Annotated in this window: 9 protein-coding genes; 3 read left to right on the top strand and 6 right to left on the bottom strand. The window is 63.2% G+C overall.

Annotated elements, in window-relative coordinates; genetic code table 11:
- Window positions 1–187 precede the first annotated feature (187 nt).
- Window positions 188–655, bottom strand: a complete 468-nt coding sequence (locus M3I53_RS33485) for a YaiI/YqxD family protein (RefSeq protein ID WP_254320078.1) — start codon at window positions 653–655, stop codon at window positions 188–190.
- A gap of 186 nt (window positions 656–841) precedes the next feature.
- On the opposite strand from M3I53_RS33485, the gene arcD reads away from it, so the two are divergent.
- Window positions 842–2,305, top strand: coding sequence for an arginine-ornithine antiporter (gene arcD, locus M3I53_RS33480; RefSeq protein WP_254320077.1), 1,464 nt, complete (start codon window positions 842–844; stop codon window positions 2,303–2,305).
- Window positions 2,306–2,489: 184 nt separating this feature from the next.
- On the opposite strand, the gene fghA is transcribed toward arcD, so the two are convergent.
- The 3 genes from fghA to frmR form a co-directional block, all read right to left on the bottom strand.
- Window positions 2,490–3,320: an S-formylglutathione hydrolase gene (fghA, locus tag M3I53_RS33475; protein ID WP_254320076.1), complete on the bottom strand. Its 831-nt coding sequence runs from the start codon at window positions 3,318–3,320 to the stop codon at window positions 2,490–2,492.
- Between the two features lie 176 nt (window positions 3,321–3,496).
- Window positions 3,497–4,606, bottom strand: a complete 1,110-nt coding sequence (locus tag M3I53_RS33470) for an S-(hydroxymethyl)glutathione dehydrogenase/class III alcohol dehydrogenase (protein ID WP_254320075.1) — start codon at window positions 4,604–4,606, stop codon at window positions 3,497–3,499.
- Window positions 4,607–4,663: 57 nt separating this feature from the next.
- Window positions 4,664–4,936, bottom strand: coding sequence for a formaldehyde-responsive transcriptional repressor FrmR (gene frmR, locus M3I53_RS33465; RefSeq protein ID WP_028203886.1), 273 nt, complete (start codon window positions 4,934–4,936; stop codon window positions 4,664–4,666).
- 250 nt (window positions 4,937–5,186) lie between these two features.
- On the opposite strand from frmR, the gene M3I53_RS33460 reads away from it, so the two are divergent.
- Together M3I53_RS33460 and M3I53_RS33455 are read left to right on the top strand one after the other, a co-directional pair.
- Window positions 5,187–5,810: a hypothetical protein gene (locus M3I53_RS33460; RefSeq protein ID WP_254320074.1), complete on the top strand. Its 624-nt coding sequence runs from the start codon at window positions 5,187–5,189 to the stop codon at window positions 5,808–5,810.
- A gap of 173 nt (window positions 5,811–5,983) precedes the next feature.
- The gene (locus tag M3I53_RS33455) at window positions 5,984–6,280 is read left to right on the top strand and encodes a hypothetical protein (RefSeq protein ID WP_254320073.1); all 297 of its coding nucleotides are present in this window, start codon (window positions 5,984–5,986) and stop codon (window positions 6,278–6,280) included.
- Here M3I53_RS33455 and M3I53_RS33450 read toward each other — a convergent pair whose 3' ends face one another.
- Both M3I53_RS33450 and M3I53_RS33445 read right to left on the bottom strand, forming a co-directional pair.
- Window positions 6,281–8,143: a PAS domain S-box protein gene (locus M3I53_RS33450; protein WP_254320072.1), complete on the bottom strand. Its 1,863-nt coding sequence runs from the start codon at window positions 8,141–8,143 to the stop codon at window positions 6,281–6,283.
- On the bottom strand, window positions 8,143–9,264 hold the full coding sequence (locus M3I53_RS33445) for an ABC transporter substrate-binding protein (protein WP_254320071.1): 1,122 nt from the start codon (window positions 9,262–9,264) through the stop codon (window positions 8,143–8,145). Before M3I53_RS33445 ends, M3I53_RS33450 begins: the two co-directional genes overlap by 1 nt.
- Between the last annotated feature and the right edge of the window lie 199 nt (window positions 9,265–9,463).

Genomic DNA, 9,463 nt, shown 5'->3' with positions numbered 1-9,463 from the left:
GCGGCGGGGGGCGCGGTCACGCGGCCCCATTTTTGGCTTCAAATCACCCGACGAAAACCCTGCTCTGTGCAGGGGTTAGCGGCGCGCTGGGAGTTTTTCGGCTCTAATCGCGCGCGGTTCGCGCCTGCGGGGCCACGGCTTGGGGCAGTCAGGACGGACGATCCCAAACGTCTCGCGCCTTCCATCATCACTCAGTCTTGCGCGGCGGCGGGCTATGCCGCGCGAGAAATCGATCGAGTTGACCGGCGAACGTCTTGCTGTCACGCGCGCTGAATGGCGCCGGACCGCCCGTTTCGATGCCTGCATTGCGCAGTTGATCCATCACGTCGCGCATCGTCAGCCGTTCCTGAATATTTTCGCGCGTGAACCAGTTGCCGCGCGGATCGAGCGCCTGCGCGTTCTTTTCGAGCACGGCGGCGGCAAGCGGTATGTCGGCGGTAATCACGAGGTCGCCCGCCTCGACCAGTTCGACGATGCGGGCGTCAGCCGCGTCGAATCCCGCCGGCACCTGAATCGACTTGATGAAGGGCGACGGCGGTGTGCGCAGATATTGGTTTGCCACCAGCGTCACCTGGACCTCGGCACGCCGCGCGGCCCGAAACAACATGTCCTTGATGACGGCGGGGCAGGCGTCAGCGTCGACCAGCACTTGCATGTAGGGAATTCCGGCACAGTAAAGCGCGATCATATCGCAATGCCGGCGATGCGCCGCGCATTGCCCGACGTTTCCTGTCGTTTCCTGTCGCACTGCGTTCTCCTTGCATTTGCCTGCATACCTGCCAACATTGATTTCGCAACGGAGCCGGATACCCCGACCTGACACTGCGAAGACGGAGCGGATATGAGCGACGCCACCCACGGGTTCGATGCAGCCGGGGAACACAGGGAGGCAAACGGGCTGCGGCTGGGCGCGCTCGTTGCCCTCGTCGTGGGCTCGATGATCGGCGGCGGCATCTTTTCGTTGCCGCAGAATATGGCCGCTTCCGCGGGTGTGGGCGCCGTGCTGATTGGCTGGGTCATTACGGCCTTCGGCATGCTCGCGCTCGCGCTGGTATTTCAGGCACTCGCGAATCGCAAGCCGAATCTCGATGGAGGCGTCTACGCTTACGCCAAGGCCGGCTTCGGCAATTACATGGGTTTCGCCTCGGCTTGGGGTTACTGGATCAGCGCGTGGCTCGGCAACGTCGGATATTACGTGCTGCTATTCAGTACGCTCGGTTATTTTTTTCCCATCTTCGGCGAAGGCAATACCTTACCCGCAATCGCCTGCTCCTCGGCGCTGCTGTGGAGCGTGCATTTTCTGGTGCTGCGCGGCATAAAAGAAGCGAGCTTCATCAATCAGATCACGACGATTGCGAAGATCGTTCCGCTCGTCCTGTTCATTCTTATCTGCATGCTCGCGTTTCGGCTCGATGTCTTCTCGGTCGATATCTGGGCACGCTCGAATCCGGCGCTCGGCGGTGTGCTCGATCAGGTCCGGAACATGATGCTCGTCACGGTCTGGGTGTTTGTCGGCATAGAAGGGGCGACCGTTTTCTCGGCACGCGCAGCGGATCGCAAGAGCGTCGGCAAGGCCACGGTGATCGGTTTTTTCGTCGTGCTTCTCGTGCTGGTGCTCGTCAACGTGCTGGCGCTCGGCATCATGACGCAGCGTCAACTCGCCGGGCTGAAGAATCCCTCGATGGCAGGCGTGCTCGAACACGTTATCGGACATTGGGGCGTGGTGCTGGTGAGCGTGGGGCTCGCCATTTCGCTGGCTGGCGCACTGCTTTCGTGGGTCATGCTATGTGCAGAGATTCTGTTCTCTGCGGCGCGTGACCGCACGATGCCCGCGTTCCTGCGCAAGGAAAACGCGAGACAGGTGCCGGCCAACGCGCTATGGCTGACCAACGGCATGGTGCAGCTGTTTCTGCTCATCACGCTGGTGTCGAAAGGCACCTACCTCTCGCTCATCTATCTCGCCACCTCGATGATTCTCGTGCCTTACTTCTGGTCGGCGACCTATGCGTTACTGCTTGCCATTCGCGGCGAGACTTACGAACTGTCGCAAAAGGAGCGCCGCAGGGATTTGCTGATTGCTGCGGTTTCCGTGCTCTACGCGGTCTGGCTGCTTTACGCGGGCGGCGTGAAATACCTTCTTCTTTCGTCTGTGCTTTATGCGCCGGGCGTCGTCCTGTTCGCCAAGGCGCGGCGCGAGGCCGGGCAGCAGGTGTTTACGCATCTGGAGAAATTCGTGTTCGCAGCCGTACTCGTTGCCGCGATTGTGGCGGGCTACGGCTTGTATCGTGGGCTGCTGAGCCTTTGAATGACCGGCGGGCAGCCGATATGCGCGCTCATGCCAGCAGACACCACAGCGCGAGGAGCGGAATGGCGCCCGAGCGTATGGCGTGCATGCTGTTGGGCGGATCGCGAGCAGCGAAAATCCGAGTTGCAAGTCATAGGAAAGCGCGCCCGTCCGCCGAAACCAGCGGACGGGCGCCGGGCGCGTGTCAAGCCAGCGCTTTGGCGTGAAAGGCCAAGTGCTCGCCGATAAAGCTGGCGATGAAGTAATAGCTATGGTCGTAGCCTTCGCGAACGTTGAGCGTCAGCGGTTGTCCCGCCTCTGCGCAGGCCGCCTGCAGCAATTCCGGCCGTAGCTGCGTCTCGAGGAATTCGTCGCCGCCACCTTGTTCGACGAGTAGCGGCAAGCGTTCGCTCGCGTTGCCGACCAGCTCCACGGCGTCATACTGCTTCCACGCCTCGCGGTCGTCGCCGAGGTAGGCGGTGAGCGCCTTCTCGCCCCACGGCACCTGGCTCGGTGCGACGATCGGCGAGAATGCGGAGACGCTGCGATACCGGCCCGGATTGCGCAGTGCAACGACCAGCGCGCCGTGCCCGCCCATCGAATGTCCGCTGATCGAGCGCGCCTCGCTCGCGGCAAACCCGGCCTCGACGAGGGCGGGCAATTCGGAGACCACGTAGTCGTACATGCGGAAATGCTTCGCCCACGGTTCCCGCGTGGCGTTCACGTAGAAGCCCGCGCCCTGGCCGAGATCGTAGTCGGGCGAATTGGGCACATCGCTGCCACGCGGACTGGTGTCCGGCGCGACGACGATGATCCCGTGCTCCGCCGCATAGCGTTGCACGCCCGCCTTGGTGATGAAATTCTGCTCGGTGCAGGTCAGGCCCGAAAGCCAGTACAGCACGGGACATTTCTGCCCGCGCAGCGCGGCCTCGGGCAGATAGATGCCAAACTTCATGTCGCCGCCAACGGTGGAAGAGGCGTGCTTCCAGACCTCCTGGCTTCCGCCGTGGCTCACGTGTCGTTCGATGCGCTCCATAAGCGTTTCAGGCCTCCCTATAAGTGCCTTTGGCTTCGCAGCCTGGGTGGAGAGAATGTCCATTGAGCGCGGGGCTCAGGCAGTCGTACGGATCGAGGCGCTTGTCGCGCTGCGTCTGTGCACGTCGGCCGTGCTGGGATGAATGGCTGAGGCCATGCTCTCTCTCCTTCCGCGTATCAGTAGTGAACGACGGTCCGGATCGATTTGCCCTCGTGCATCAAGTCGAACGCTTCGTTGATGCCCGAGAGCGGCTTCGTGTGGGTAACGAACGGCGCGAGCTGGATCTTGCCCTCCATCGCGTCTTCGACCATGCCCGGCAATTGCGAGCGGCCCTTCACGCCGCCGAAGGCCGTGCCGAGCCAGCGGCGGCCGGTCACGAGCTGGAAGGGGCGCGTGGAGATCTCCTGACCCGCGCCGGCCACGCCGATAACGACCGACTGGCCCCAGCCGCGGTGCGCGCATTCGAGCGCCGCACGCATCACGTTGACGTTGCCGATGCATTCGAAGCTGTGATCCACGCCCCAGCCCGTCATGTCGACGATCACCTGCTGAATGGGCTTTTCGTGATCCTTGGGGTTCACGCAGTCAGTCGCGCCAAAGGCGCGCGCCAGATCGAACTTGCCCGGATTGGTGTCGATGGCGATGATGCGGCCGGCCTTGGCAAGCTTCGCGCCCTGGATCACAGCAAGTCCGATGCCGCCCAGGCCGAACACGGCGACGCTATCGCCTTCCTGCACCTTGGCGGTGTTCTTCACCGCGCCAAGACCCGTGGTCACGCCGCATCCCAGCAGGCAGACCTGCTCGGGATTGGCTTGCGGATTGATCTTCGCGAGCGAGACTTCGGCCACCACGGTGTACTCGCTGAACGTGGAGCAGCCCATGTAGTGATAGAGGGGCTCGCCGTTGTAGCTGAAACGGGAGGTGCCGTCGGGCATCACGCCCTTGCCCTGGGTCGCGCGCACGGACACGCACAGATTGGTCTTCCCGCTCTTGCAGAACAGACACTCGCCGCATTCGGCGGTGTAGAGCGGGATGACGTGATCGCCGGGCTTCACGCTGGTCACGCCTTCACCCACTTCCACGACGATCCCGGCGCCCTCGTGGCCGAGCACGACGGGGAAGAGGCCTTCGGGGTCGTCGCCGGAGAGCGTGAAGGCATCGGTGTGACAAACGCCGGTATGCGTGATCTTGACCAGCACCTCGCCCTTGCGAGGCGGTTCGACGTCGATCTCGACGATCTCGAGGGGCTTGCCCGGCGCAAACGCAACTGCAGCACGCGATTTCATAGTTGTCCTGTAAAAAAATAGAGTCGGCCAAATCGGCGCGGGAATCCCGAGGTGCGCTTAGCGCAAATAGGTGCGAACGAGGGTCACGACATCGTCGATCGATCCCGGGGACTCCGCTGATCCCGCAAGGTGGGTAAATTCTTCGCGCAGGTGGCTTTCGAGTACACCGGCCATCACGCCGTTGATCGCGCCGCGAATCGCCGCCAGTTGCTGGAGCACCGGCGCGCAGTCCGCGCCTTCCTCCAGCGCGCGCTCGAGCGCGTCCAGCTGGCCGCGAACCTTGCGCACGCGGGTCAGCACGCGCTTCTTTTCTTCGGGGGAATGAGGCATGACAGCATCGATGGAGGATACTGTGGGGCAGTATAGGCGAATACTAGACGGGAGTATACGTTTGCATCGATGTCGCCAGCGTGACGCCAGCTGAATAGCGGGCTGTTCCCTCAGCGCATGCGGCGCATAATGAGCCGATGTCAGCGGGATCAGTTTCAACTCGTCGCTCATGCGCGAAATGCGCGCGATTGCGTTTCGTCACCGAGTCGATCCAGGCATTCGAGCACCGCGCAGTGCGCAAAGGAGCAGGGTGAACCGCACGCAGGGACGCTTCGTCGAGCTATGGTCGCGCAGCGGGGGCGCGCGCGCAGAGACCGTCTATGCCGATCTCGAGCGCCGCTATGGCGAAGCGGGGCGGCACTACCACACGCTGCGCCACGTGCGCCGCTGCCTGCGCGATTTCGACCGGGCGCGCGAGACCATTGCGCACGGCGATCTCGTGGAGCTTGCGTTATGGTGCCACGACGTGATCTATGTTCCGGGCGCCCAGGACAATGAGGAGCGCAGCGCGCAGTGGTTGCGGCGCTGCGCAGACGATCGTATCGCGGCTTGCGAGCGCATTTGCGAAGCGATTCTCGCGACCCGGCACACCCGCGCCCCGGATGAACTGGTTGCGCGCTTCACTTGTGACATCGATCTCGCGTCACTCGGCGCACCGCGCCGCCAGTTTCAGGACAACGGCCTGCGCCTGAGAGCCGAACGCCCGGACCTCGACGATCACGCCTACGCCATGCACGAGCGGCGGATTCTGGAAGCCCTGCTCGCACGGCCCCGCATCTACCTGACCGATTACTTTCATTCGCATTGCGAGGCGGCGGCACGCGCCAATCTCGCGTGGCGGCTCGCGCAGCCGGCGCCGCGCGCCGGGACATGAGACCTGGCGGGCAATTGAGGATTTCCTGACGATAGATTCAGCAAACCCGCACGCAAATTCGCGGCTTAATCGCATGTAGCCGTGTCGTACCCATGCCGTTATGCCGGTCATGACGCAGACGAGCGGGAGAGGCGAATGCGTACCCATTCCACGAATCTGGAGCACGCGTGATCATGACCGATAGCAAAGACCTGCTCAGCGTGCTCAAGTCACAGGTGGCGGAAACGACCATCAAGATTTCGCACCTCGCGGCGAGGTCGCTCGTCATGCAGAAGTTCATCGAGCTGGCGTTGCCGAAACTGACACCGGCGCAATGCGGCGAAATGCATGGATCGCTCAGGCAGGTGCTAAAAGACGTCATGTCGGTCATGGACGACGTCACGCTGCCTGCCGCCTACCACGCCGCGTTTCTCGACAAGACCAACGAGATGCTGCGTGCGCTCGAAAAGCGCCAGGCGGATGAGGCATGACTACCGGAGTTCGTTGGCGGCGGGCAGGGCCCGATTGACGTTTTCCGTCGTCTCGTTGAAGACGATGTGTACCGTCGATCCCGGCCCGTCGCGGCTTTCAATGTGAAACTGTGCGCCGATCATCCGTGCGCGCTCCTGCATGCCCTGCAGTCCGTACGAATCGCCACGGATTGCTTTCGCCACGTCGAATCCTTTGCCGTCGTCATGGACCTCGAGTTCGAAATGGTTGTGGATGCAGCGCAGGACGACCTCCGCATGCGAGGCCTGCGCGTGCCGGCTGACGTTGGTGAGCGCCTCCTGGACGATGCGGAACACCGCCGTCGCGCGGTCGTCGCTCAATGACGGTTCGCGGCCTTCGAGCCGGAACGTGCAGACGGTTGCGCTGTGGCGCGCGAAGTCCTGAACCAGCCATTCGAGCGCCGAAAGGAGGCCGAAGTTCAGCGCGGCCGGCCGCAGGTGGCTCGCGACGTTGCGCACGATGTCGATGGTGCGTTCAGCCAGCCCGCCGATGTCGCCCACCTTTTGTTGCCACTCGGCGCCCTGGCTCAGCGCGAGCTTGAGCAGCGACACGTTGATCTTGATCGCGGTGAGCAACTGGCCCAGTTCGTCGTGGATCGTCATGGCGATCTGCCGCCGCTCCTCTTCGCGGATCGACTCCTGATGGGACGAAAGCTGGCGCAACTGTTCGCGCGAGTGCCGAAGCAGCTGCTCGGTTCGCGTGCGTTCGCGCACTTCCTCCTCGAGCTGATCGCGATGGCGTGTGAGGATTTCCATCGCCTGCTTGCGGCCGGAGATATCGGTCAACTGTCCTTCGATGCATTGGGGTCCCTCGACGTCGTAACGTATGCCGCGGGCATTGAGCTGACACCACACCGCGGTGCCGTCGGCGCGGGTCAGCTCGATTTCCAGCCCCCCGATCTTGCCGGTCAGTTGCAGCATCGCAAAGAGTTGGGCGGTTTTGCCGCTGGTGAACGGCTGTAGCGGAGCATGAACTACGCTCGCGTCGTTGCCTCGCGCCGTCATCATGCCCCGAACGTCGCGATAGCCGAGCAGTTGCGCCATCGCGGGATTGGCGTCGCAGAGCTTGCCGTTGCGATCGAGGACGAAAAACCCTTCGAGTGAGTTCTCGATGATGCTGCGGTACTTGCGCTCGCTCTCCCTGAGCGATGCCGTCGACTCGCGCAGCCGCTCCGCCATCACGTTCACGCGCGCGGCGAGCCGGCCCAGTTCTACACTGGATTCGATGGCGCAGCGGCTATCAAGATCGCCGCACGCGATGCGGTCGACCATTTCCTCCAGGCGCCGGATGGGCTCGCGCACCAGGTGTTTGATGAGCAGAAAGGTCGTGACGTACACCACGGCGAGCACGAGCGCGACTGTTGCCAGCACCGCCGCGCGCGCGGCCTCGAAACCGCGATCGGCGGCGGCACTCGTCAATATCACGCGTACCTCGCCGATCTTTTCGGGCGGCGCGGCGCCGGGCGGCGTGTATTCTATCGGCCGCACCCGAATCACGCGCTCCTGCGGGGCAGGCATCGGCGCGTTGTTCGCGTCGGCGAGCACGCCATAATTGGTCGCGGTCACGGTGAAGCTCACCACCTCCGGATTCGGTTTGAGCACATTCAACTGCCGCGCGATCGCCTCGCGGTCGACATTCCAGAGCGGCTGCGCAAGCGACTGACTGAGGAGGTCGGCAATGCGGTTCGCACGCTCGTCGAGTTCCGCGATCCGGCGTTCGCGCGCATGCTCCAGCAGGAAGAAAGCCGACGTGCCCGCCACCAGCGTACAGAGCACCAGCAGCGAGAGGATGAGCTGCGCATGCAGGCTGCGTGGGAAGCGTGCACGCAAAAGGGTTTGCAGCATCACGCGGCCTTTGAAGCGGAATTGAGCAGGGTGTCGAGATCGAACGCGTATGCGCCGGCACGCCCGCTTTGAATGCGTGAGAAGCCGCTGAAGTCGGGGGACGTGCGGCCTTGAAAGGAAATCTCGGCGTAGCGCCCGGCGTCGCTGCTGTCGAGCACTTTCAAATAGTCGAGCCGCTGACGCGGACCGCCCACTTGCGCAAAGTCCGCGCCGTAATGGTAGTCGTGAATGAGGACCATCGCGCAGGCGCCGATGAACTGGTCGCCTGCAACGATCGCGGCCAGCTCGCCGCGAATCACCGCAGCCACGGCTTCGGGCAGCGCACCGAGGCCGCCGACGATGGTGGACAGATGCCGTTCCTGCACCGCACTCAATGCGCCAAGCGTCATCGTATCGTTGGCAGCCCAAAGGATATTGGCATCGGGGTAGCGCGAGAGCAGCACGCGCGCCTTGTTGCGGCCGTCGGAGAAACTCCAGTCGCCATAGACGAGCTGATCGATGCGGTCCTGCGGCCGGCGCGTCAGCGCGGCTTGCACTCCGGCGGCGCGTTCAGCGGAGACCGGCGTGGCGGGGTCGCCGGTGATGCCGATCACGCGGGCGGGCCCGCTGCCGTTCAAACGGATCAGGTAATCCATGAGGCGAAAACTGCCGTGGCCGGCATCGGCGATAACGGTACCGATCCAGTTCGCGATCCGTTCGCGCTCGTTGCCAGTCTGGGCGCGCTGGGCTTCGGTCAGATCGTTGTGGATCAACAGCACTTTGGCGGCCGAGCGCGCCAGCGTTTTCAGCATCTGGGGCGCGGCCATCTTTTCGTTGACGATCACCACATAGTCGGGCGCCGCTGCACGCGCCGCTATTGACTCGGCCTGGCGCAGCATCAGCAGATGATCGCGCTCCGCGTAAAGCACTTCCAGCTGCATGCCGAAACGTCTTGCAGTCGCTGCCATGAAGCGCGAGACGAGTTGCCAGTGCTGGCCCGTATCGTGTTCCACGCTTTCGCCGGGATTCAGGAATACGACGCTTGCTGGCGCTCGGCTGACCGGCAACGCCATGGTCGCCCGCATCGTTATGAGGCTCACGCCTGTACCGACGCATTGCGCGATCATCTGTCTTCTGTTCATACGAAATCAGCGTATGCCATGCGCGGCATTGTGTGGAACCGAAGCGGCAGTCGCGCAGCATAACGCGACGTAATCTCGCCGACAATCCGCTTTACTTCGGGCGAGGAGCGTAATGCGCGGCGGACATTCAAGGGTGCGCTTGCCGGTCGAAGTCCGCCATTCAGGATTTCCTGACGCGAAATTCAGGAATCCCCTTTAC

This window comes from Paraburkholderia sp. CNPSo 3272 (assembly GCF_024206495.1).
Classification (GTDB): domain Bacteria; phylum Pseudomonadota; class Gammaproteobacteria; order Burkholderiales; family Burkholderiaceae; genus Paraburkholderia.
The sequence above is the reverse complement of the archived record's forward strand: the minus strand, read 5'-3'. Positions and strand labels throughout refer to the sequence as shown.

What these genes read in the sequence shown, in the direction of transcription:
- arcD (WP_254320077.1), top strand. Translation starts at nt 842, where the DNA reads ATGAGCGACGCCACCCACGGGTTCGATGCAGCCGGGGAACACAGGGAG.
- fghA (WP_254320076.1), bottom strand. Translation starts at nt 3,320, where the DNA reads ATGGAGCGCATCGAACGACACGTGAGCCACGGCGGAAGCCAGGAGGTC.
- M3I53_RS33485 (WP_254320078.1), bottom strand. Translation starts at nt 655, where the DNA reads ATGCAAGTGCTGGTCGACGCTGACGCCTGCCCCGCCGTCATCAAGGAC.
- M3I53_RS33445 (WP_254320071.1), bottom strand. Translation starts at nt 9,264, where the DNA reads ATGAACAGAAGACAGATGATCGCGCAATGCGTCGGTACAGGCGTGAGC.
- M3I53_RS33455 (WP_254320073.1), top strand. Translation starts at nt 5,984, where the DNA reads ATGACCGATAGCAAAGACCTGCTCAGCGTGCTCAAGTCACAGGTGGCG.
- frmR (WP_028203886.1), bottom strand. Translation starts at nt 4,936, where the DNA reads ATGCCTCATTCCCCCGAAGAAAAGAAGCGCGTGCTGACCCGCGTGCGC.
- M3I53_RS33470 (WP_254320075.1), bottom strand. Translation starts at nt 4,606, where the DNA reads ATGAAATCGCGTGCTGCAGTTGCGTTTGCGCCGGGCAAGCCCCTCGAG.
- M3I53_RS33450 (WP_254320072.1), bottom strand. Translation starts at nt 8,143, where the DNA reads ATGCTGCAAACCCTTTTGCGTGCACGCTTCCCACGCAGCCTGCATGCG.